Origin of the sequence: Mesorhizobium sp. B2-8-3 (genome assembly GCF_006440815.1) — a bacterium.
GTDB lineage: Bacteria > Pseudomonadota > Alphaproteobacteria > Rhizobiales > Rhizobiaceae > Mesorhizobium.
The window spans coordinates 1-21,044 of sequence record NZ_VFTW01000039.1 but is presented as its reverse complement, the minus strand read 5'-3'; the positions used below and the strand labels follow the sequence as shown (position 1 = coordinate 21,044).

The window sequence follows — 21,044 nt, the reverse complement described above, 5'->3', positions numbered from 1 at the left end:
CTCCCTTGGACGACGCGGCCGTCCCTAGAGCTTCGTCCACGCCCCATTCTTCTTCGACGACTTCACGCAGGCCTCGATGAAGGCCATGCCTTCGACGCCGTCGGCGATCGTCGGGAAGACGACGTCCTTGCCTGGCTTGCCGCCCTTCCGGCGCGCCGCGCGGATGGCCCTTGCGGCCTCCTGGTAGATATTGGCAAAACCTTCGAGATAGCCCTCCGGATGGCCAGACGGCACACGGCTGACGCGGGCCGCGACCGGCATCGCGCCGGCGCCGGCCCGGGTGAGCAACTGCTTCGGCTGGCCGAACGGCGTGTACCAGAGATAGTTCGGGTCGGCCTGCACCCATTCCAGCCCACCCTTGGAGCCATAGATGCGCAGCTTCAGCCCATTCTCGTGGCCGGGCGCCACCTGGCTTGCCCAGATCATGCCCTTGGCCGGATGCTTGTTGCCGACCGGCTTGAAGCGCAGCATGACGTTGACATTGTCGTCGAGCTGGCGCCCCGGCACGAACGCATCGAGATCGGCCGAAAGTGAATCTAGCTCCAGCCCGGACACGAAGCGGGCGAGATTGTAGGCATGCGTGCCGATGTCGCCCAGTGCGCCGCCGGCGCCTGCCTGCTTGGGGTCGGAGCGCCACGAGGCCTGCTTCTGGCCGGTGGCGGCGAGGTCCTCGGTCAGCCAGTCCTGAGGATATTCGGACTGCACGATGCGGATGTCGCCGAGTTGGCCCTTGGCCACCATCTCGCGGGCCTGCCGGATCATCGGGTAGGCGGTGTAGTTGTGCGTCAGCACGAATACCTTGCCGGTCTTCTCGACAAGGGCCGCGAGCTTCTTCGCCTCGGCCAGCGAAGTCGCCAGCGGCTTGTCGCAGATGACGTGGATACCGGCCTCGAGGAAGGCCTTGGCCGCCGGCACATGCACATTGTTGGGCGTCACGATCGCCACCGCCTCGATGCCGTCGGGGCGCTTGGCCTCGGCCTTCGCCATCTCGGCGTAGGAGCTGTAGCTGCGCGCGGGATCGAGTCCGAGTTCTTCGGCCGATGCCTTCGCCCGCACCGGATCCGACGACAGCGCGCCGGCCACCAGCACGAAGTCGTTGTCCATGCGCGCCGCGATGCGATGCACCGCGCCGATGAAGGCACCCTGCCCGCCGCCAACCATGCCATAGCGGATCGGGCCGCCTCCCGCTTCCGACTTCGATGCGCCGACCATTTCTTGTCCTCTCTTTAGCTCCTCACCCTCCCCCTTGCGGGAAGGTCGACGCGCAGCGTCGGGGTTGGGGTATAAGAGTCCGCTGCGACTTGGGATCCAACCCACCCGGACCTGTGGCCGAACCTCCTCAAGCAGAGTTCGTAGGTCAAATCCCCATCATCGCCCGCAACAGCTTCTTGTCGCTGGTGCCGCCGGCGAAATCGTCGAAGGCCCTCTCGGTCACCCGGATGATGTGATGCTGGATGAAGGGCGCACCTTCGGCCGCCCCGTCCTCGGGATGTTTCAGGCAGCATTCCCACTCCAGCACCGCCCAGGAATCGTAGTTGTACTGGGTGAGCTTGGAGAAGATGCCGCTGAAATCGACCTGCCCGTCGCCCAGCGAACGGAAGCGGCCCGCCCGGTTCACCCAGCCCTGGTAGCCGGAATAGACGCCTTGTCGCCCGGTCGGATTGAACTCGGCATCCTTGACGTGGAACGCCTTGATCCGCTCGTGGTAGATGTCGATGAACTCGAGATAATCGAGCTGCTGCAGCAGGAAATGCGACGGGTCGTAGTTGATGTTGCAGCGCTTGTGGCCGCCGACCGCGTCGAGGAACATCTCGAAGGTGGCGCCGTCGAACACGTCCTCGGAAGGGTGGATCTCATAACCGACATCGACGCCATTGTCCTCGTAGACATCGAGGATCGGCTTCCAGCGCTGGCCGAGTTCGGAGAAGGCCTCCTCGATCAGCCCGGCCGGCCGTTGCGGGAACGGATAAAGGTAGGGGAAAGCCAGCGAGCCGGTGAACGACACCGAAGCATTCAGCCCGAGATTCCTCGATGCCTTGGCGCCGAACTTCATCTGCTCGACCGCCCATTTTTGGCGCGCCTTGGGGTTGTTGTGCACCTCGGCCGGCGCGAAGCCGTCGAACTGCGCGTCATAGGCTGGATGAACGGCGACCAGTTGGCCCTGCAGATGCGTCGACAATTCCGTGATCTCGACGCCGGCATCGGCGCAGATGCCTTTCACCTCGTCACAATAGGCCTTCGACGACGCCGCCTTCTTGAGGTCGAACAGGCGCCCGTCCCAGGTCGGGATCTGCACGCCCTTGTAGCCGAGCCCGGCCGCCCATTTGGTGATCGAAGCCAGCGAATTGAACGGCGCGGCATCGCCCGCGAACTGCGCCAGAAACAGGCCGGGGCCCTTCATCGTCGTCGGCATCGGCATCCTCCCTCATTGTTTTCGCGACCAAGCATAGCGCCGATTGAAGTGAGGGCCAGCCTGTTTGGTCAATACTGTCGGCGTCTATGCGTTGCGCCATTCTGGTATTACCAAATCCCGTAATTCGGTCAAGCGGTCGAAAACCGCGAAGATGGGCCGGGTTTTGAAACAAGCGAGCCAAATTACCTTATGAAATCAGCCTATTGCTTAACCTGCACGGCTTCCGTCGTCCACTTCTTGCCGTGCATGAAAATTTGCTGTAGAGGTCATGGAAGGCCCAATTGGTCGAACCAGTTTCAAGAAAAATGCTGGCAACGCCTTGGGGAGGAAACGTGCGACCGCTTCTATCGGAGCCGTCGCGGGTAAAACGTGACAGGCGAATTCTGGGAAGGATAGACCATGCATCTTTCGACGCACAATTGGATGCGGGCGGAGCCGCTGGAGGTGACGCTCAAGCGCATCAAGAAATTCGGCTACGAATCGATCGAGATTTCCGGCGAGCCCGAGCAGTACAAGACCAAGGAGACGCGTGCGCTGCTCAAGGAGCACGGCATCCGCTGCTGGGGTTCGGTGACGCTGATGCTGGGCGAGCGCAACCTCGCCGCCAAGGACCAGGGCCAGCGCGAGCGCTCGGTCCAATATGTCAAGGACGTGCTCACCATGGTGAGCGAGCTCGAGGGCGAGATCATCACGCTGGTGCCCGCGACTGTCGGCAAGGTCGTGCCGGACGGCACCGAGGCGGAGGAATGGGGCTGGGTGGTCGACGCCACGCGCGAGTGTTTCACCCATGCCAAGAAGGTCGGCGTCAGGATCGCCGTCGAGCCGCTCAACCGCTTCGAGACCTATCTCTTCAACCGCGGCGCCCAGGCGCTGGCGCTCGCCGATGCGGTGAGCCCCGAATGCGGCGTCTGCCTCGACGCCTACCATATCCACATGGAGGAATTTAACGTCTATGACGCGATCCGCCAGGTCGGCAAGCGCCTGTTCGATTTCCATGTCGCCGACAACAACCGCTTCGCCGCCGGCCTTGGCCAGATCGACTGGCCGAAGATCGTACGCACGCTGAAGGAAGTCGGCTACGACGGCGCGCTGACCAACGAGTTCGTCGCGCCCGTCGACCGCACGCCCGCGGCGCCCTATCCGGAGATGGTCGAGCGCAATCCGGTCGACATCTCACCCGAGCAGCTCAAGTTCATCCAGGACCACGGCTCCAGCGTGCTCACGGAAAAATTCTACACCGACCAGATGCGCATCACCGCCGAAACGCTGCTGCCGCTGATCAAGTAGGCCTCCGATTGAAACCTATCCCTTCCACCCGGCGGGCGGAGGGGCCGAAGGGAAAACATGCGCATCAAACGCGTCCAGGCCTGGTGGGTTCGTATCCCGATCGAAGTCGCGAAGCAGCATCGCAGCGACTTCGGTCAGGTGACGACGTTCGACGCCGCCATTTTGCGCATCGAAACCGACGATGGCCTGGTCGGCTGGGGCGAGGGCAAGAACGCCGCCGGCAGCGCCGGCAGCTATGGCGCGCTCGTCCATATGCTCAACCACGAGATCGGCCCACAGCTCATCGGCCACGATCCGGCCGACATCGGCATCATCTGGGAAATGCTCTACAACGGTGTGCGGTACGAGACGGCCGCGCATGCCGGCCATGCCATGCCGCAGCTGGCGCGGCGCGGCATGAGCGTCGCGGCGATCAGCGCCGTCGACATCGCGCTCTGGGACATTCTCGGCAAGTCGCTGGGGCAGCCGGTATGGCGGCTGCTCGGCGGCCGTAAGGTCGAGCGGATGCAGGCCTATGCCTCGGGCGGCTGGGCCTCCGCCGACGCCATCGGCGAGCAGTTGAAATCCTATATCGCCAAGGGTGGTTTCAAGGCGCTGAAGATGCGCGTCGGCGCCATGGACGGTTCCCCGCATGTCTCGGCCGCGCGCGTGCGCGCCGCAAGGCAGGCGATCGGGCCCGATGTCGATCTGATGGTCGACGCGCATGGCACCTACACCGTCGCCGAGGCCAAGCGCTTCATCAGGCTCACCGCCGATCTCGACCTTGCTTGGTTCGAGGAACCGGTGATCGCCGACGACAAGCCGGGCATGGCCGAAGTGCGCGCCTCGGGCGCGATGCCGATCGCGACAGGCGAAAGCGAGGCGACGCGCTACGCCTTCCGCGACTTGGCGGTGCTGAAATCGGCCGACATCTTCCAGCCGGATCCGGCGTTTTGCGGCGGCATCAGCGAGGCGATGAAGATCGGCACCATCGCCAGCGCCTTCAACCTGCGCTTCGCGCCGCACCTGTGGGCCGGCGCGCCCTGCTTCTTTGCCGGGCTGCATGTCTGTGCCGCCTCGCCCGCCAGCTTCATCATCGAATATTCGCTCGGCGCCAACCCGATGATCCACGACCTTGTCGAGGAGACTGTCGAAGCGAAGGACGGTATGGTAGCGATCCCTGAAAAGCCTGGATTGGGTTTCACCATCTCCGAGCGATTCCTGGAGGCGCACGCGCAACGTATTTGACGATGAAAGAAAAGAACCTTCTCGCGGAACTTGCCGCCTACCTCTTCGCCAACTCGGACAAGGAGTCCGGCCGCACGCCCTCGGAGCGCGAGCTGGCGGAGCATTTCGGCGTCAGCCGCGGCCAGATCCGCGAAGCGCTGGCCATCCTGGAAGCCATGCGCATCGTCGAGCGACGCGCCAAGTCCGGCATCTATATCGACACTAAGCAGGCGAGCGTGGAAGCGCTGGCGCTTTTCGCCCGCGCCGGCCTGCCGCTCGATCCGGTGCAGATCTACGAGACGGTCGAGTTGCGCAAGATCCACGAGATCAAGGCGGCCGAGCTTGCCTGCTCGCGCGCCACGGAAGAAAACTTCGAACGCCTGCGCGAGATCCTGAAAGCCTCCGAAGAGCGCATCGCCGCCGGCGAAGGCCTCGCCAAGGAGGACCGCGAGTTCCACCTCGAGATCGTGCGCGCGACCAAGAACAGCGTCTTCCACAACATCTGCAGCGTCTACTACCTGATGGGCGAGCAGCGCCTGCCGATCTATTTCAACGATCCCGAACGCAGCGTGCGCTCACATGCCGAGCATATCCAGATCTACGAGGCGCTGTTGCGCCGCGACGGCAACCTCGCCCAGGCCTTGATGAACGCCCATTTGCAGGGCGCCGAGAGCTACTGGAAGGGGATCATCGAAGGCCGCGGAATGGAGCCGAAAAGCCCGGCGCTCGAAAAGGCCTAGAGCATTTTGCAGCCAAGCGTTATCGCTTGGCGTCGCAGAAATGCGGAGAAAAACAAAACCTCATGCGCAAGATCCTGTCGACGCATCCGCTGCATCCGCGCGCCACGGCCATGCTGGCGGGCGCCGGGCGGCTGGCCGTCGCTTCCGCGCTCGATCCCAAGACTCTGACCGCCGAAGCGAGCGACGCCGACATCGTCATCGTGCGCGCGCCGCTGCCGCCGGAGCTGTTTGCGGGTGCTTCGAACCTGCGCGCCGCGATCCGCCACGGCGCCGGGCTGGACATGATCCCCGTCGAGGCCGCGACCGCCGCCGGCGTGCTGGTGGCGAATGTGCCCGCCGTCAATGCCCGCTCGGTCGCCGAGCATGTGATGTTCGTGGCCCTTGCGCTGCTGCGGCGCTTCCGAACGATGGACCGCGACCTGCGCGCCAAGGGCTGGCTTGCTGGGCGCGAACATGCCAATTCGACCAGCGAGCTTGCCGGCAAGACCATCGGCATCGTCGGCCTCGGCGCGGTCGGCCAGGCCGTCGGCCATATCGCCGCGCATGGCTTCGACCTCAATGTCGTGGCGACCACGCGAAGCCTGCGTCCGGCGCCCGAACGTGTCGGCTTCCTGTCGATCGACGCGCTGGTCGAGCAGAGCGATATCATCGTGCTCTGCTGCCCGCTGACGGAGGAGACGCGCGGCCTGATCAGCCGCGAGCGCATCGCCCGCATGAAGCCCAACGCGCTGCTGATCAATGTCTCGCGCGGCCCGGTGGTCGACGACGAGGCGCTGATCGAAGCGTTGCGAGCGGGCCGCATCGGCGGCGCCGCGCTGGACGTTTTTTCCACGCAGCCGCTGCCGCCCAACCATCCTTATTTCGGCTTCGACAATGTCATCGTCACCCCGCATATGGCCGGCATCACCGAAGAATCGATGATGCGCATGGGGGTCGGCGCCGCCGGCGAGGCGTTGCTGGTGCTCGCCGGCAAATTGCCGGTCAATCTGCGCAATCCGGAAGTCGTCGAGCACTACCGGCGGCGCTTTCCGGCCGACGGTTAGTTCCCGGCGACCATCGCGACGATGCAGCCAGAGATGACAGCGGGACAGCGCCCCCCGGTTCGCCGCGCCCTATCAACGGCCAAGCAAGGTCTCGACCGCGGCAGCAATGCGCAGCAGATGACTGTCGTGCCCGTGCTTGCCCACCAGCATCAAACCAGCCGGCAGCTTCATGCCGGGCATCGGCAGCGAGATCGCGCACAGGGCGAACTGGTTGGCGACCTGCGTGTTGCGCAGGAGCAGCCCTTCCGTCTTGTCGCGCAGCGCTTCGTCGCCAGCCATTGCGGCAATGGAAGGCGCGACCATCGGCACGGTCGGCAAGGCCAGCACATCGACTGTCTCCAGCCGTTCCGCCATGGCTGCCACAAGCTCGCCGCGACGGCGGATCGTGCGGATATAGGCGGAAGCGGGAACGGCCAGCGCGCGCGACAACGGCCCGGTGACATGCGGATCGGCCGGTACCGAAGCGCCGCTCGCCAGCCAGTCGGCATGCACTTCCGCGCCTTCCATGGAGGCGATCGTGCCGCGTTTGGTGGCGGCGCGCATCTCGGCGATGAGATCGTCGATGGACAAATCGGCAGCGCGGGCGCCTGCTAGCCCGATCCGATCGATGCAGCCCTCGAAGGCCGCGGCGACCTCCGCTTGCGTCTCGCCGAACAAGATGCCGCGCGGGATGCCGATGCGCAGGCCGGCGAGTGGGACCGGCCGAAGCGCCGTTGGCTCTTGTCCCGCCATGATCGCATCGGTGATCGCGCAATCGGCGACGCTGCGGGCAAGCGGCCCGATCGAATCCAGCGTCATCGACAGCGGAAAAGCGCCTACCAAAGGCACGCGCCCCGCCGTCGGCTTGAAGCCGACAACGCCGTTGAGCGAGGCCGGGATGCGCACCGAGCCGCCGGTGTCCGAACCGATCGAGATGTCGCTCGTGCCCTCGCCTACCGCAACGCCCGCCCCCGATGACGACCCGCCCGGGATCAGGCTTGCATCGGCGGCATTGCCCGGCGTGCCGTAATGCGGATTGTCGCCGATCGCGGTGAAGGCGAACTCGGTCATGTTGGTCTTGCCGAGGATAACGGCTCCCGCCTGGCGCAGCCTCCGCACGATCGCCGCATCTCGCGCAGCGGCTGAGGCCTCGGCATGGATCAGCGACCCGGCCGTCGTCGGCTCCCCTGCGACATCGAACAGGTCCTTGATCGAGACGATGCGCCCGTCGAGCGGTCCGAGGCTCACACCGGCCTTGCGGCGGGCATCGGCCGCATCAGCGGCTGCGCGCGCCGCCTCGGCGTAGAGCTTCGTATAGACCTTCTCGTCGGCCGCGCGATTGGCAAGACGTGACAGGATGATTTCAAGACGGTCGCGAACGGATTGCATTTTCGATGTCGGGCCCTGCAAAGTTGCAACGTCTTTTAGGCACGGCCTGATGTTGGGCCAGCCAAGAGATAAACCGGCAAGCGTGCCTTTGCACCCTGCCAGCGATGGGAAGATGCTGATGCTGTACAAAGGCAGCTGCCACTGCGGCAAGGTGGCGTTCGAGGTCGAGGGCGAGCTCGGCATGGCCGTGCGCTGCAATTGCTCGATCTCCCGGCGCAAGGGCGCGCTGTTGTGGGCCGTGCCGCATGAGAAGCTCAATCTGGTCGCCTGGGGCGACGACCTCGGCCGCTACACATTCGGCAAAGGCGCGATCACGCATCGCTTCTGCCGCACCTGCGGCATGCACCCTTTCGCCGAGGATGTCAGCGAGGGCAACGAACGATCCGCCTATGTCAACATCAACTGCCTCGACGGCGTCGACCTCAAGACCGTCGAAGTGTTCGAGTTCGACGGCCGCTCGGCCTGAAGCTGAAAATTATCGGCCCGGCGCCCGTGAGGGCCGCCGGGCCGATGCCTGGGAGGCAAGCAATCTTAGCTACTCGGCAGCCTGCTTCGGTCCCATCAGGAAGGCCACCAGCGCCGCGAGCAAGGTCGCCACGCCGCTATAGGCGAAGGCTGTGGCGACACCGGCATGATCGACCAGAAGACCGCCGACGACGGCGCCAAGCGCGATCGCCACCTGGAAGGTCGCGACCATCAGACCGCCGGCGCTCTCGGCCTGGTCAGGCGCGGCGCGCACCAGCCAGGTCTGCAGGCCGACCGGAACGGCGCCGAAGGCAAAGCCCCAGGCGGTGACCGCGACCGCCGCCGTTATCGGCGAGGCGCCGAGCACGAGCAGCGCCGCCGCCGACAAGGCGATCAGCAGCGGCGCCAGGCCGACCGCCATCTTCAGGTTGCGCTCGGCCAGGAAGGCGCCGGCGAAATTGCCGAAGAAGCCGCCGATGCCATAGGCGAGCAGCACCAGCGAGATGGTTTCGATCGGCATCGCCGGCACCGTCTCCAGGAACGGCCGCACATAGGTGAAGCCGGCAAACTGTCCGGACGCGACCAAGAGAACGACCAGCAGCGCGATGCGGATCATCGGCCGCTTCAGCACCTCGGCCAGCGTGCGGAAGCTCGCGACTGCCGTCGGCGGCAGGCTTGGCAAGGTGGCGAGTTGCACCAGCAGCGCCAGCCCGCCGACGACCGCCGCGATCATGAAGGCGGTGCGCCAGCCCCAGATATCGCCGACATAGGCACCGACCGGAGCCGCCGTGACCGTGGCGACCGAGACGCCGGTCAGGATGATCGACATGGCGCGCGGCATCAGCCGCATCGGCACAAGCCGCAGCGCCATGGCCGCCGACATCGACCAGAAACCGCCAAGCGCAACGCCGAGCACCACGCGGGCAAGAAGCAGCATGGTGAGCGAGGACGCGAAGGCGGCGACGAGGTTGGAGACGATCAAAAGGACGGAGAGGATCCACATGACCAGCCGGCGGTCGAGCCGCTTGGTGACGATCGCCATGGTCGGCGCCGCGATCGCGCCGACGACGGCCGTCGCCGTCACCGCCTGGCCGGCGGCGCCTTCGCTGACGCCGAGGTCCTGCGCCAGCCGCGTCAACAGGCTGGCGGGCAGGAATTCGGCGGTCACCAGGCCGAAAACGCCGAGCGCCAGCGAGACCACCGCTCCCCAGGCCGGTTCGGTTCGTTCGTCCGGCTCGCTTGCGTCGAGAATAGTGGCGTCGACGGCGCCCGTTGCGGGTTCGGTCATGGCAAAATCTCCGATCTGTTTGCGGCGCCACGCAAGAGATGACCAGATCGGACTCCACCCGTTACATGCCGGCGGGCGGCTCTGTCAGTTCGATTTGGTTGCGGCGCAACATTTGGCTGCAGCGCAACATAGGGAGTGACCGGCTGGAGTTTCCATGCTAGAAACGCCGAAATGAATTACAATTCGTCCAAAACCATTCTGCAGGCTTCCGGCGACCCGCTGACCGACATGTTGCGCGGCCTGCGCCTTGACGGCGTCGATTACGGCCGCTGCGTGCTTGGCGAGCCGTGGGCCGTTTCCTTCCCCGCGCAGAAGGCGGCGCGCTTCCATTTCATCGGACAGCGAGGCTGCTGGCTGTTCTCGCCGGCCAAGGAATGGATAAAGCTCTCGGTGGGCGACGCGCTGCTGATCCCGCGCGGCGACGAGCATGTGCTGGCGAGCGCGCCCGGCGTGCCGCCGGTGCCGATCGGCCGCTACACGATCGAGCCGGTGTGCGAGAACATCTACGACGTCTCGAACGGCTGCGACGGCTGCAAGACCTTGCTGTTTTGCGGCAGCATGCATTTCAACCTCGACGGCTCGCATCCGCTGCTGGAGATGATGCCCGACCTGATGCAGGCGCATAAGCTGATGGCCAACGCGCCCGGCATCCAGCATCTGCTCGACGCGATGGCGGGCGAGGTGACGATGGACCGCGTCGGCTCCGGCGGCATCCTCGCCCGCCTGGCCGACGTGCTCGCGGCCACCATCATCCGCTCCTGGGTGGAGAATGGCTGCGGCGATGCCACCGGATGGATCGCCGCCGTGCGCAACCCGGATGTCGGCAAGGTGCTTGCCGCTATCCACCTGCAGCCGGAGCGCGACTGGACGGTCGAGGCGCTGGCCAGGATGATGGGCGCCTCACGCTCCGCCTTTGCGCAGCGCTTCGCCATCGTGGTCGGCGAGACGCCGGCCAAATATGTGCTGCGTGTGCGCATGCACCAGGCGCGGCAATGGCTCACCCGCGACGGCATGCGGGTTTCGGTGGCGGCATCGAGGCTGGGCTACGATTCGGAGGCCTCCTTCAGCCGCGCCTTCAAGCGGGTGATGGGCGTGGCGCCAAGTCATTTCCGCAACAGCAGCAGTGAAGAACACTCCTAGAGCAGTTAACCGGCCGCCGAGCTGGAGGAATGCCAAGTCTTTTGGACAACTCGCCATTCCCCGACGGCCGAGGCCGCATAAGCTGGCTGGCGGAGGAAACCGCCATGCCCAATCGTCTTGCATCGCTTGCGCTTGCCGCGCTCGCCATCCTGCCAAGCCCGGCTTTCGCGCTCGAGGACAGCTACCTGCCCGCCGACAAGATCCCTTACGCCGTCGAAGCGCCGGGCCAGCCACAGCGCCTCGGTCCGCTATGGGGCGAACGAACGAAAGGCCCGGCCGGCACGCTGCTGAAGGTTCCCGGCAACTGGCGCGCGCCCGTCCAAGCCCACACCGCCGATTACCGCGCCGTGGTCATCAAGGGCCTCTGGGCGCATTGGCAGATGCAGGGCGGCGAAGCCAACAGGGTCGAGTTGCCGCCGGCTCCTACTGGACCCAGAAGGCCGACGAAATGCATGACGATGCCTGCCTGTCGGACACCGAACGCGTGATCCTGCTGACCGCTATCCGGCGTGCCGCAGGCTGACGCCGCTGCCCTTGTCGAACAGCACCACCTTGTCCGGGTTCCAGGCAAAGCGCACCGGCTGTTCGATCGCGACATCGGTCCTGGCCGGCACGGTTGCCCGCAGCATCGTTTCGCCGACCCTAAGCGTCAGGATCTTCTCCACACCGTGGTTCTCGACGTCGTGGACGCGCGCCTCGACCGGCGCGCCGCTCTCCAGGTAGACGTCCTCCGGACGGATGCCGAAGACGAGTGGCCGACCGTCGGTCGCGCCACTCGTCCTGCCCCCGCCAAAAGTCTTGGCCCCAACTGTCAGCGGCAGCTCGAAATTCATCGGCGCCATCACGGCGCGGTCGTTGACCAGCCTGCCGTCGATGAGGTTCATCGGCGGCGAACCGACGAAGCTCGCGACATAGGTGTCGCGCGGATTGTTGTAGATCTCATGCGGCGTGCCCGTCTGGACGATGCGGCCATGGTTGAGCACGCCGACCTTGTCGCCCATCGACATGGCTTCGATCTGGTCATGCGTGACGAACAGGAATGTGGCGCCGAGCTGCATTTGCAGGTTCTTCAATTCCGTGCGCAGCGCCTCGCGCAGCTTGGCGTCGAGCGCCGACAGCGGCTCGTCCATCAGGAACACGCGCGGCTTGCGCACGATCGCCCGGCCGATCGACACGCGCTGCATCTCGCCGCCGGAAAGCCGGTCCGTCTTGCGGTCGAGAAGGTGCTCGATCCTGAGCGTGCGGGCCGCGCGCGCCACGCGGTCCTTGATCTCGGCATCCGGCAGCCGGCGGATCTTCGGCTTTAGCGGAAATTCGAGGTTCTGCCGCACCGTGTAGCGCGGATAGAGCGAATATTGCTGCAGCACCAGCGCCACGTCGCGTTCGGCAGCGCCCCAGTCGGCGACGTCGACGCCGTCGATGAAGACCTGGCCCTCGGTCGGCTTCTCAAGGCCCGCGACCATCCTCAGCGTCGTCGTCTTGCCGGCGCCCGTCTCGCCGAGCAGCACGAAGAATTCGCCGTCGGCGATGTCGAGATCGAGATTGGACAGAGCCGTGTGGGTGCCGAACGTCTTGGAGATGTTCTTCAGCTGGATATGGGCCATTACAATCTCACTCCGAGCGACTTGCCGCTCGCGGCGTCGAAGAAATGCGCCTGCGAAGGATCGATCCGCGCATAGACCTTTTCGCCCGCACCGCCGATGAAGCCGCTCTTGGTGCGGGCGCGCAGCATCTTGGAGCCGACCTTGAGATCGACGATATCGAAGGATCCCAGCGGCTCGACGATCTGCGTTTCGACTGGCAGGAAGCCGTCCGTCGCCTCGCGGCGCACCAGCACGCCTTCCGGCCGGATGCCGAGCGTCAGCTGGCCGCCGGCATGACCGTTGAGCTTGGAAAGCAGCGCGCGCGGAAACTCGAAGCCGGTGGCCGCGCCGCCGACGGAGACGGAAGCTGCCGACGCATTCTCGGCGACCGTCGCCTCAGCCACATTCATCACCGGGCTGCCGACGAACTGCGCGACGAACAGATTGGCCGGATGCGAATAGACCTCGTCCGGCGTGCCGACCTGCTGCAGCACGCCCTCATGCATGATGACGATGCGGTCGGCGAGGCTCATCGCCTCGATCTGGTCGTGCGTGACATAGATGCTGGTCGAGCCTTGCTTGATATGCAGCCGCTTGATCTCGGCGCGCATTTCCTCGCGCAGCTTGGCATCGAGCGCGCCGATCGGCTCGTCCATCAGCATCGCCTTCGGGCGCCGCACCAGCGCCCGGCCGATGGCCACGCGCTGCATGTCGCCGCCCGACAGCGCCGAGGGCTTCTTGTTGAGAAGATCGCTGATCTGCAGCGTCTTGGCTACCGAGCGCACCTCGGTGTCGATCTCGCTCCTGCTCTTGCGCGTCGCGCGCAGCGGAAAGGCGATGTTCTCGTAGACGTTCATATGCGGATAGAGCGAGAACGATTGGAACACCATGGCGATGTCGCGGTCGGCAGCCTTGAGATGCTGCACCGGCTTGCCGTCGATCAATATGTCGCCCTGGTCGATTGTCTCCAGCCCGGCGATGGCGCGCAGCGTCGTCGTCTTGCCGCAGCCCGACTGTCCGAGCAGCACGATGAACTCGTTGTCGTCGATCTTGAGGTTCAGGTCCTTGATGACCTGGACGGCGCCGAAGAATTTCTGGACGCCGCGAAGCTCGATCTGGGTCAATGCTGTGCCCCCGCGTTGCGCGCCTGCTGGTCGGCTCCGTGTCCGGTGCCGGCCTGCTCCTCGCGTGGGATCTTGGAGGTGACGTTGAAGCCGATCAGGCCGATCAGGATGATCGTCACGCCGTAAGTGTGGAGCGGCATGTTCCAGGGTTGGCAGAGCGCGACAATGCCGAGCACCATCAGGATCTGCGATCCAGGCTCCAGATATTTCTCGTTGATCGCGCGAAAGCTCATTTGCGGATCGCTCCGAAGGACATGCCGCGCAACAGATGGTTGCGGAGCAGGAAGGTGAAGATCGCGACCGGCAGCAGGAACAGGAACGTGCCGGCGGCGATCACCGTCCAGTCGGGCAGGCCGGAGCCGACCTGGCTCGGGATGAAGGGCGGCGCGGTCTGCGCGCGGCGGTTGGTCATGATCAGCGCGAAGGCATATTCGTTCCACGCCGTGATGAAGCAGAACACGGCGGTGGCGGCGATGCCGGTGGCGGCCTCCGGCAGCACGATCTTGAAGAAGGCTTCCATGCGCGTGTAGCCGTCGACGAGCGCCGCCTCCTCATATTCCTTCGGGATCTCGTCGATGAAGCCTTTCATCAGCCAGACCGAGAAGGACAGGTTGAAGGCGGTGTAGAGGATGATCAGCCCGAGATGGGAATCGTTCAGCCCCACGGCCCGGTACATCAGGAACATCGGGATCGCGACCACCACCGGCGGCAGCATGCGCGTCGACAAGATGAAGAAGAGCAGGTCCGCCTCTCCCTTCACCTTGAAGCGCGAGAAGCCGTAGGCTGTGAACGTGCCCATGCCGACTGCGAGCACGGTCGAGGTGATCGCCACGATCAGCGAGTTCAGGAAGCGGCTCGGATAGCCCGACCACTGCACCTCACCCTTGCCGTCGCGCACGATCTTTTCGCCGCCGTCGAAGACGACGCGCTCCCACCATGGGGCGGCCGCATATTCTTCCGGCGTCGGCGGATTGCGCATCTGGGACCGCTTGGTGAACAGCTTCACGAAGGGCGATATCTCCGGCTGGAAGATGACCGTCGGCGGGATGGTGGTGGCGAGGGCGCGCGGCTTGAATGCCGTCGAGGCGATCCAGTAGATTGGCGCCAGGAAAATGATCGTCACCAGCAGAACGATGACGATGGCGATGCGGTTGAAGGTGATTTCTGAAGAAGTGCGGACGGCGGCCATCTGTCAGCGCTCCTTCACTTTGTTGAGGTATTTGACGTAGATGTTGGTGATCGCCAGCACCATGATCAGCACGATGTAGGCCATGGCGCAGGAGCGCCCCGTCTGCCATTCCTGGAAAGCCATCTTGTAGAGCCGGATCGAGATAAGTTCGGCCGTCGGCTGGCTGGTCAGGATGTAGGCGAGATCGAAGGTCTTGAACGCTTCCATGGTGCGGAAAATGACCGCGATCATCAGGATCGGCGCGACCAGCGGCAGGGTGATGCGGAAGAAGGTGTAGAACGGGCCGGCGCGGTCGATCGCCGCCGCCTCGTAGAGATGTTTCGGCACCGCCGAGAGGCCGGCCAGCGACAGCAGCATGACGAAGGGCGACCACATCCAGATATCGGTCAAGGCGACCGCATAGAGCGCCATCTTCGGGTCTGCCAGCCACTCGAAATTGCCGAGCCCGAGCGCATAGTTGATGACGCCCCATGACGGGTCGTAAAGCAGTTTCCAGAACAGGCCGACGACGGCCATCGACAGCATCATCGGCAGTAACAGCAGCGTAGTGATAAGGCCCTTGAGCGGAATATCCCGGTTGAGCAGCATCGCCACGCCAAAGCCGACAAGCAGTTGTCCGACGACCGAGACAATCACGTATTTCGCGGTGATGGCGAAGTTCGACCAGACATAGGGGTCGTTGAGCAGATCGCGATAGTTCTGCAGTCCGACGAAATTAGCCGGCGCGTTGGTCGACGCGCGGAAATCGGTGAAGGAATAGCCAAGCGAATAGATCAACGGAAAGATGTTGAAGACGATCAGGAACAGGATCGTCGGGATGATGAAGAGATTGCGGATCGAAATGTCGCTGAGGCCGCGCGCTGCGGCCCGCGAGGACCTGTCCAGCGTAGTGATCATCGTGCTCGCCAAAACCCTGCTCCGGATTCTCAAAAAAGCAAACGGAGGAGGCATGAGAAGCCTCCTCCGTGAGGCATGTCGGTTACTTCACGCGGCCGTATTTCTTGAAGGTCGCGTTCCAGTCGGCGGCAAGCGCGTCCAGCGTTTCCTTGGCCGTGCCCGAGCCGCCGATCATGTAGGGATAGACGCGCTGGTTGAGCTGCTGCAGCAGTTCGGCATATTCCGGCACAGCCCAGAAGTCCTTCACCTTGAACATGGTCTCGTAGAAGGCCTTGTTGTACGGCGTTGCACTCTGGAATTCCGGCGATTTCAGCACCGCGGCGCTGCAGGTATAGCCGCCGAGAGCCGCCCATTTCTTCTGGGTGTCGTCCTTGATGAACCATTCCAGGAACTTCATCGCCTCGTCCTGCTTCTGCGAATAGGAGACGATGGAGATGCCCTGGCCGCCGAGAGCCGCGAACTGGTCGCCATTCGGTCCCGGAGGATTGGCGAAGAAACCGGTGTTCTTGGCGTTCGGGTTTGACGACTCGTTGATCAGCGAGGGGAAGAAGGCGAAGTAGTTCATGCTCATCGCCGCGAGGTTCTCGGTGATCGCCTGGTTGTCCTCGACGAAGAACGACTTGGCCCAGCCCGGAGGCGTGAACTTGTAGAGTTCCTTGTAGGCATCCAGTGCCGCGACGGCCTTGTCGGAGTTGACGATACCGTCGACCTTGTACGTGGAGTAGTCGCCGAGCTCGCCGCCGTAGGAGAACAGGGCGTTCTCGAAGCCCATCGCCATCGCGTCATAGGAATTGTCGGTGTAGATGGCGATGCCGTATTTCTTCTGGTCCGGCCGGTAGAAGAATTCAGCGATGTCGCGCAGCGCCTTGAAATCCTTCGGCACGTCGAGGTCGTAGCCATAATTGGCCTTGAAGGCTTCCTTTTCCTTCGGGTCCTCGAACCAGTCCTTGCGATAGGACCAGCCGACGGCGTCGCCCTCGAGCGGGATTGCCCAGTACTTGCCGCTGTTGCCGGGATATTCAGCGTAGTATTTGACCGTCGCCGGCGCCATGACTTCTTTGAGGTTGTACTTGTTGAAGAAGTCGGTCAGGTCGACATAGTGGCCGCCGGTCGAGCCCGCGCCGAGCCACTGCGAGTCGCCCACCACGAGGTCATAGGCGTCGCCATGGGCGTTGAACTCGGTGAATGCCTTGGTCTGGAAGTCGGACCACGGCGTGGTTTCAACCGTGATCTTGACGCCGGTTTCCTTCTCATACTCGTTGCCGAGTTCCTGCAGGTAGTTGGCCGGATCCCATTCCGCCCAGAAGATGGTGAGCGACTTTTCCTGCGCGTGCACGGATGTCCCGCAGGCAAGCGCCAGGCCGACACCAGCAAGCACGCTGGTCACTAACTTGCGCATAGTTTACCTCCCTTGTGCGCATTCTACCGTCTCATGCGGGCTGGCAGCGAAAGCCGGCCCTGGTAGTTCCTCCTGTGATGGCGCCTCTCCGGTTCCAGGCCTCGTCGCCCTGCCGGAAATGGATCGCAGCCTTCACTTTTTGATCCGCTTTATCTGTCTTGATCTGGTATTACCAATTCCGGCTTGGCGTCAAGCGCTTTCTTGAGCGGCCAGCGGTAGCCGAAAAAGCGAAACATTACGATATCTGCCTGTTTTCCTTTGCTTTTCCTACTCCTTGATATGCAGGGCCCTTGCCACAGGCTGCCCATCACAATTAACATTCCAAACTGTCCCCTTAATCTGGTCGAACCAGATTTAGGCCGCTGTTGCCTTGGACATCGCCGATTTCGCCTCCGATTCCGCCATCGCGGCGCGCACCAGCGCGCCCGCCGCCCATTGCGCGACCGACATCATCTCGGCGCTGTCCAGCCCCCATATATCCTTCAACACCGTGACCACCTCGACGCCGAACACCAGCGACAGCGCCTGGGCAAGGCGCTTGAGCTGGCGCGGCTTCAAGCGCCCCTTGAGCGGCGCGATCGCATCCTTCAGCAAGTCGACGCGATGGCCGCGCTTTAAGGCCGGTTCCGATCCGAGCGTGCCCGCCTCGCGCCGCGCCCATTGATCGAGGGACAGTTTCAGCGCCGCCTTGAAGGTCGCCTCGAAGGCTTCGATGCGCGGCATCGCGGTGGCGAAGAGATCCGCCACGCGCCGCTCGGCATCGTCGGACGCCGACTTCCAGGTCAGGATCGGGCCGAGCCCTTCGTCGACCACGGCCTGCACCAGCGCCGCCTGGCTCGGGAAATAGCGGTAGGCGGTCGCGCGCGACACCTCCGCCGCCTCCGCGACCTCGCTGACCGACGGGGTCATGCCGGACTGCATCAGCCTCGTCGCCGTCTCCAGCATCAGTCGCTTTGTGCGGGCGCGCGGCCCCTTCTCGACGGCCGGCGCCTGGGCGGCATCATCGTTGGAGGTGGCTTGTTGACGTGAGACATCCATATCAATACGATACGCGCGTCTCAAAAATTTGCAATGGCGCAACGCCAGGCGATAATGGGGTCCCCACCAGCGACGAGGCTTTTGCCGAGGAGCTTAAGGGTGGGGCAAAAGAGGCGGACGGCGATGCCGGACATGCCGGATGACGGGGAACCACCGATGGGGCGCATCTATGTGGTCGGCACCGCCGACACCAAGGGTGAGGAACTCGTCTTCCTGGCCGATGCCGTCGCCAAGGCCGGCGGCGCGGTCATGCGTGTCGATATCGGCACGCGCGGCGCGACCGTCCCGGTCGACATCCCCGCAAGCGAGGTCGCCACGCATCATGCCAAGGGAGCCGGCGCGGTTCTCGGCCTCGATGACCGCGGCGCCGCCGTCGCCGGCATGGGCGCCGCCTTCGTCAATTTCATCCGGTCGCGCAACGACATCGCCGGCATCATCGGCATCGGCGGCGGCGGCGGCACGTCGATCGTCACCGCCGGCATGCGCGCGCTGCCGCTCGGCCTGCCGAAGCTCATGGTTTCGACGCTGGCCTCCGGCGATACCGCGCCTTACGTCGACGTCTCCGACATCGTCATGATGCCGTCGGTGACCGACATGGCGGGACTGAACAGGCTCTCCCGCACGGTGCTGCACAATGCCGCCCAGGCTATCGCCGGCATGGCCGCGAAGCCCGCCCCGGCCGCCGCCGGCAAGCCGGCGCTGGGGCTCACCATGTTCGGCGTCACCACGCCCTGCGTGACCGCGATCGTCGATCGATTGCGCGCCGACTATGACTGCATGGTCTTCCACGCCACCGGCACCGGCGGCCGCTCGATGGAGAAGCTCGCCGACAGCGGTCTGCTGGCCGGCGTCCTCGACATCACCACGACCGAAGTCTGCGACTTCCTGTTCGGCGGCGTGCTGCCCGCGACCGAGGATCGCTTCGGCGCGATTGCCCGCGCGAAGCTGCCCTATGTCGGCTCGGTGGGCGCCCTCGACATGGTGAATTTCTGGGCGCCGGCCACGATCCCCGATCGTTATCGCGGACGCTTGTTCTACGAGCACAACCCCAACGTCACGCTGATGCGCACCACGGCCGAGGAATGCCGCAGGATCGGTGAATGGATCGGCGGCCGCCTCGCCCGGTGCGACGGCCCGGTCCGTTTCCTGATCCCGGAAAAGGGCGTGTCGGCGCTGGATATAGAAGGCGGCGCCTTCTTCGATCCGGACGCGGACGCGACACTGTTCGACGCCATCGAGCGCACGATCGAGCCGACCACGGACCGCACCGTGACGCGCCTGCCGCTGCACATCAACGACCCCGCATTCGCCAAGGCTGCCGCCGAGGCGTTCCTCAACATCGCCCAAAACTGAAAGACGACAAGCATGGCCGCCATTCCCCGCAAAACGATCCTGGAAAAATTCCGCAACATGATCGCCGACGGCGTGCCGATCGTCGGAGGCGGCGCCGGCACCGGCCTGTCGGCCAAGGCCGAGGAAGCCGGCGGCATCGACCTTATCATCATCTACAATTCCGGTCGCTACCGCATGGCCGGGCGCGGCTCGGCCGCCGGCCTGCTTGCCTATGGCAACGCCAACGAGATCGTCAAGGAGATGGCCTATGAAGTGCTGCCGGTGGTGAAGAAGACGCCGGTGCTGGCCGGAGTCAACGGCACTGACCCCTTCGTCATCATGCCGCTGCTTTTGGTCGAACTGAAGACGATGGGTTTTTCCGGCGTGCAGAATTTTCCGACCGTAGGCCTGTTCGACGGCACCATGCGCCAAAGCTTCGAGGAGACCGGCATGGGCTTCGGCCTCGAGGTCGACATGATCGCCGAGGCGCACAAGCTCGATCTCCTGACCACGCCCTACGTTTTCAATCCGGACGAAGCGCGCGCCATGACGCGGGCCGGCGCCGACATCGTCGTCGCCCATATGGGCGTCACGACCGGCGGCTCGATCGGCGCCACCTCGGCGAAAACGCTCGACGCCTGCGTGAAGGAGATCGACGCCATCGCCGACGCCGCGCGCTCGGTGCGCAAGGACGTCATCCTGCTCTGCCATGGCGGGCCGATCTCGATGCCCGACGATGCGCGCTACATCCTCGAGCGCTGCGAGGGGCTGCACGGCTTCTATGGCGCAAGCTCGATGGAGCGGCTGCCGGCCGAGGCAGCAATCGCCAGGCAGACGGCGGACTTCAAGGCGGTCGCGCTGGGGCATCGGACCCAAAAGTGGAAGCCGGTTTTGGGGAAATCCGATGCCCCGACAAAAACGAAAAGGAAGGGATGAAGCAATGGCCGACAAGAGCAAGGTTTTCGTCTACCCGAAGGATGTCAGCGCCTTCGGTTTCGACTGGGGCAAGCTGTCGCTGACCGTCGCGCCGGAAGTGAACGGCGCCGCCCGCTTTTCCGGCGGCGTCGTCGACCTGCCGCCGGGCAAGGGTCACACCCGGCACAACCATCCGGGCGCCGAAGAAATCATCTTCGTCATCTCCGGCAATGGCGAGCAGATGGTCGAGGACGAGAACGGCAATCCTGTGGTGGCCAAGGTCGGTCCCGGCTGCACCATCTACGTGCCGGAAAGCCGCTTCCACTCGACGCTCAACACCGGCGACCAGCCGATGCAGCTTTTCGTCGTCTATTCCCCAGCCGGACCGGAACTCGCGCTACGCGACCTGCCGGACTTCAAGCTGCTGCCGGCGGGCAAATAATCTTCAGCGTCGCAGCCCCCTCATCCGGCCGCTTCGCGGCCACCTTCTCCCGAGGGGAGAAGAGGGTGGCGCCGGCGCCACCCGCACCTCTCCCCTCGGGGCAGGGCTATCGCATATGAGTGATCGCATTGATGAGATAGTCGTCGTTCCAGGCGCATTTCTTGATGCGATGGCT

The 21,044-nt window shown here is 64.4% G+C and carries 20 protein-coding genes and 1 pseudogene; 10 read left to right on the top strand and 11 right to left on the bottom strand.

Annotated elements, in window-relative coordinates:
- Positions 1–24: 24 nt before the first annotated feature.
- Both FJ418_RS30430 and FJ418_RS30425 read right to left on the bottom strand, forming a co-directional pair.
- Positions 25–1,212, bottom strand: coding sequence for a Gfo/Idh/MocA family oxidoreductase (locus FJ418_RS30430; RefSeq protein WP_140784563.1), 1,188 nt, complete (start codon positions 1,210–1,212; stop codon positions 25–27).
- A gap of 145 nt (positions 1,213–1,357) precedes the next feature.
- Positions 1,358–2,413, bottom strand: a complete 1,056-nt coding sequence (locus FJ418_RS30425; protein WP_140644631.1) for a sugar phosphate isomerase/epimerase — start codon at positions 2,411–2,413, stop codon at positions 1,358–1,360.
- A gap of 399 nt (positions 2,414–2,812) precedes the next feature.
- On the opposite strand from FJ418_RS30425, the gene FJ418_RS30420 reads away from it, so the two are divergent.
- From FJ418_RS30420 to FJ418_RS30405, 4 genes are all read left to right on the top strand, one after another.
- A complete protein-coding gene (locus tag FJ418_RS30420; RefSeq protein ID WP_140654407.1) occupies positions 2,813–3,700 on the top strand; it encodes a sugar phosphate isomerase/epimerase in 888 nt (295 codons plus the stop codon).
- Between the two features lie 57 nt (positions 3,701–3,757).
- Positions 3,758–4,927, top strand: a complete 1,170-nt coding sequence (locus tag FJ418_RS30415; protein ID WP_140871916.1) for a mandelate racemase/muconate lactonizing enzyme family protein — start codon at positions 3,758–3,760, stop codon at positions 4,925–4,927.
- Between the two features lie 2 nt (positions 4,928–4,929).
- Positions 4,930–5,646: a FadR/GntR family transcriptional regulator gene (locus FJ418_RS30410; RefSeq protein ID WP_140644634.1), complete on the top strand. Its 717-nt coding sequence runs from the start codon at positions 4,930–4,932 to the stop codon at positions 5,644–5,646.
- A gap of 62 nt (positions 5,647–5,708) precedes the next feature.
- Positions 5,709–6,689, top strand: coding sequence for a hydroxyacid dehydrogenase (locus tag FJ418_RS30405; RefSeq protein WP_140644635.1), 981 nt, complete (start codon positions 5,709–5,711; stop codon positions 6,687–6,689).
- Between the two features lie 72 nt (positions 6,690–6,761).
- Here FJ418_RS30405 and FJ418_RS30400 read toward each other — a convergent pair whose 3' ends face one another.
- Positions 6,762–8,057, bottom strand: a complete 1,296-nt coding sequence (locus FJ418_RS30400) for an amidase (protein WP_140871914.1) — start codon at positions 8,055–8,057, stop codon at positions 6,762–6,764.
- Positions 8,058–8,175: 118 nt separating this feature from the next.
- Between FJ418_RS30400 and FJ418_RS30395 the strand changes: the two genes are divergently transcribed.
- The gene (locus FJ418_RS30395) at positions 8,176–8,523 is read left to right on the top strand and encodes a GFA family protein (RefSeq protein ID WP_140871912.1); all 348 of its coding nucleotides are present in this window, start codon (positions 8,176–8,178) and stop codon (positions 8,521–8,523) included.
- Positions 8,524–8,592: 69 nt separating this feature from the next.
- On the opposite strand, the gene FJ418_RS30390 is transcribed toward FJ418_RS30395, so the two are convergent.
- On the bottom strand, positions 8,593–9,810 hold the full coding sequence (locus FJ418_RS30390; protein ID WP_140871910.1) for an MFS transporter: 1,218 nt from the start codon (positions 9,808–9,810) through the stop codon (positions 8,593–8,595).
- A gap of 171 nt (positions 9,811–9,981) precedes the next feature.
- Here FJ418_RS30390 and FJ418_RS30385 point away from each other — a divergent pair, with 171 nt between their 5' ends.
- Positions 9,982–10,950, top strand: a complete 969-nt coding sequence (locus tag FJ418_RS30385; RefSeq protein WP_140871908.1) for an AraC family transcriptional regulator — start codon at positions 9,982–9,984, stop codon at positions 10,948–10,950.
- 104 nt (positions 10,951–11,054) lie between these two features.
- Positions 11,055–11,473: pseudogene (locus tag FJ418_RS30380) on the top strand (DUF4437 domain-containing protein).
- On the opposite strand, the gene FJ418_RS30375 reads toward FJ418_RS30380, so the two are convergent.
- From FJ418_RS30375 to FJ418_RS30345, 7 genes are all read right to left on the bottom strand, one after another.
- On the bottom strand, positions 11,451–12,554 hold the full coding sequence (locus FJ418_RS30375) for an ABC transporter ATP-binding protein (protein ID WP_140871906.1): 1,104 nt from the start codon (positions 12,552–12,554) through the stop codon (positions 11,451–11,453). The pseudogene FJ418_RS30380 and the gene FJ418_RS30375 overlap by 23 nt on opposite strands.
- The gene (locus FJ418_RS30370) at positions 12,554–13,657 is read right to left on the bottom strand and encodes an ABC transporter ATP-binding protein (RefSeq protein ID WP_140644641.1); all 1,104 of its coding nucleotides are present in this window, start codon (positions 13,655–13,657) and stop codon (positions 12,554–12,556) included. Before FJ418_RS30370 ends, FJ418_RS30375 begins: the two co-directional genes overlap by 1 nt.
- On the bottom strand, positions 13,654–13,890 hold the full coding sequence (locus FJ418_RS30365; protein ID WP_140644642.1) for a hypothetical protein: 237 nt from the start codon (positions 13,888–13,890) through the stop codon (positions 13,654–13,656). Before FJ418_RS30365 ends, FJ418_RS30370 begins: the two co-directional genes overlap by 4 nt.
- Positions 13,887–14,846 carry a carbohydrate ABC transporter permease gene (locus tag FJ418_RS30360; RefSeq protein WP_140644643.1) on the bottom strand — a complete coding sequence of 320 codons (960 nt, stop codon included), beginning with the start codon at positions 14,844–14,846 and terminating at the stop codon, positions 13,887–13,889. The genes FJ418_RS30365 and FJ418_RS30360 overlap by 4 nt, the downstream gene beginning before the upstream one ends.
- Before the next feature lie 3 nt (positions 14,847–14,849).
- Positions 14,850–15,755, bottom strand: coding sequence for a sugar ABC transporter permease (locus FJ418_RS30355; RefSeq protein WP_140644644.1), 906 nt, complete (start codon positions 15,753–15,755; stop codon positions 14,850–14,852).
- A 70-nt stretch (positions 15,756–15,825) separates the two neighbouring features.
- Positions 15,826–17,142, bottom strand: coding sequence for an ABC transporter substrate-binding protein (locus tag FJ418_RS30350; protein WP_140871904.1), 1,317 nt, complete (start codon positions 17,140–17,142; stop codon positions 15,826–15,828).
- 354 nt (positions 17,143–17,496) lie between these two features.
- On the bottom strand, positions 17,497–18,180 hold the full coding sequence (locus tag FJ418_RS30345) for a TetR/AcrR family transcriptional regulator (RefSeq protein ID WP_140871902.1): 684 nt from the start codon (positions 18,178–18,180) through the stop codon (positions 17,497–17,499).
- 156 nt (positions 18,181–18,336) lie between these two features.
- Between FJ418_RS30345 and FJ418_RS30340 the strand changes: the two genes are divergently transcribed.
- The 3 genes from FJ418_RS30340 to FJ418_RS30330 are packed head-to-tail and all read left to right on the top strand — an operon-like array spanning position 18,337 to position 20,869.
- On the top strand, positions 18,337–19,533 hold the full coding sequence (locus tag FJ418_RS30340; protein WP_140871900.1) for a Tm-1-like ATP-binding domain-containing protein: 1,197 nt from the start codon (positions 18,337–18,339) through the stop codon (positions 19,531–19,533).
- A gap of 12 nt (positions 19,534–19,545) precedes the next feature.
- Positions 19,546–20,448: a phosphoenolpyruvate hydrolase family protein gene (locus FJ418_RS30335; protein WP_246683280.1), complete on the top strand. Its 903-nt coding sequence runs from the start codon at positions 19,546–19,548 to the stop codon at positions 20,446–20,448.
- A 4-nt stretch (positions 20,449–20,452) separates the two neighbouring features.
- Positions 20,453–20,869 carry a cupin domain-containing protein gene (locus tag FJ418_RS30330; RefSeq protein ID WP_140871898.1) on the top strand — a complete coding sequence of 139 codons (417 nt, stop codon included), beginning with the start codon at positions 20,453–20,455 and terminating at the stop codon, positions 20,867–20,869.
- The last annotated feature ends 175 nt before the right edge of the window (positions 20,870–21,044 follow it).

What these genes read in the sequence shown, in the direction of transcription:
- FJ418_RS30375 (WP_140871906.1), bottom strand. Translation starts at nt 12,554, where the DNA reads ATGGCCCATATCCAGCTGAAGAACATCTCCAAGACGTTCGGCACCCAC.
- FJ418_RS30395 (WP_140871912.1), top strand. Translation starts at nt 8,176, where the DNA reads ATGCTGTACAAAGGCAGCTGCCACTGCGGCAAGGTGGCGTTCGAGGTC.
- FJ418_RS30360 (WP_140644643.1), bottom strand. Translation starts at nt 14,846, where the DNA reads ATGGCCGCCGTCCGCACTTCTTCAGAAATCACCTTCAACCGCATCGCC.
- FJ418_RS30345 (WP_140871902.1), bottom strand. Translation starts at nt 18,180, where the DNA reads ATGGATGTCTCACGTCAACAAGCCACCTCCAACGATGATGCCGCCCAG.
- FJ418_RS30420 (WP_140654407.1), top strand. Translation starts at nt 2,813, where the DNA reads ATGCATCTTTCGACGCACAATTGGATGCGGGCGGAGCCGCTGGAGGTG.
- FJ418_RS30340 (WP_140871900.1), top strand. Translation starts at nt 18,337, where the DNA reads ATGGGGCGCATCTATGTGGTCGGCACCGCCGACACCAAGGGTGAGGAA.
- FJ418_RS30415 (WP_140871916.1), top strand. Translation starts at nt 3,758, where the DNA reads ATGCGCATCAAACGCGTCCAGGCCTGGTGGGTTCGTATCCCGATCGAA.
- FJ418_RS30405 (WP_140644635.1), top strand. Translation starts at nt 5,709, where the DNA reads ATGCGCAAGATCCTGTCGACGCATCCGCTGCATCCGCGCGCCACGGCC.
- FJ418_RS30330 (WP_140871898.1), top strand. Translation starts at nt 20,453, where the DNA reads ATGGCCGACAAGAGCAAGGTTTTCGTCTACCCGAAGGATGTCAGCGCC.
- FJ418_RS30365 (WP_140644642.1), bottom strand. Translation starts at nt 13,890, where the DNA reads ATGAGCTTTCGCGCGATCAACGAGAAATATCTGGAGCCTGGATCGCAG.
- FJ418_RS30430 (WP_140784563.1), bottom strand. Translation starts at nt 1,212, where the DNA reads ATGGTCGGCGCATCGAAGTCGGAAGCGGGAGGCGGCCCGATCCGCTAT.
- FJ418_RS30390 (WP_140871910.1), bottom strand. Translation starts at nt 9,810, where the DNA reads ATGACCGAACCCGCAACGGGCGCCGTCGACGCCACTATTCTCGACGCA.
- FJ418_RS30425 (WP_140644631.1), bottom strand. Translation starts at nt 2,413, where the DNA reads ATGCCGACGACGATGAAGGGCCCCGGCCTGTTTCTGGCGCAGTTCGCG.
- FJ418_RS30400 (WP_140871914.1), bottom strand. Translation starts at nt 8,057, where the DNA reads ATGCAATCCGTTCGCGACCGTCTTGAAATCATCCTGTCACGTCTTGCC.
- FJ418_RS30350 (WP_140871904.1), bottom strand. Translation starts at nt 17,142, where the DNA reads ATGCGCAAGTTAGTGACCAGCGTGCTTGCTGGTGTCGGCCTGGCGCTT.
- FJ418_RS30385 (WP_140871908.1), top strand. Translation starts at nt 9,982, where the DNA reads ATGAATTACAATTCGTCCAAAACCATTCTGCAGGCTTCCGGCGACCCG.
- FJ418_RS30335 (WP_246683280.1), top strand. Translation starts at nt 19,546, where the DNA reads ATGGCCGCCATTCCCCGCAAAACGATCCTGGAAAAATTCCGCAACATG.
- FJ418_RS30410 (WP_140644634.1), top strand. Translation starts at nt 4,930, where the DNA reads ATGAAAGAAAAGAACCTTCTCGCGGAACTTGCCGCCTACCTCTTCGCC.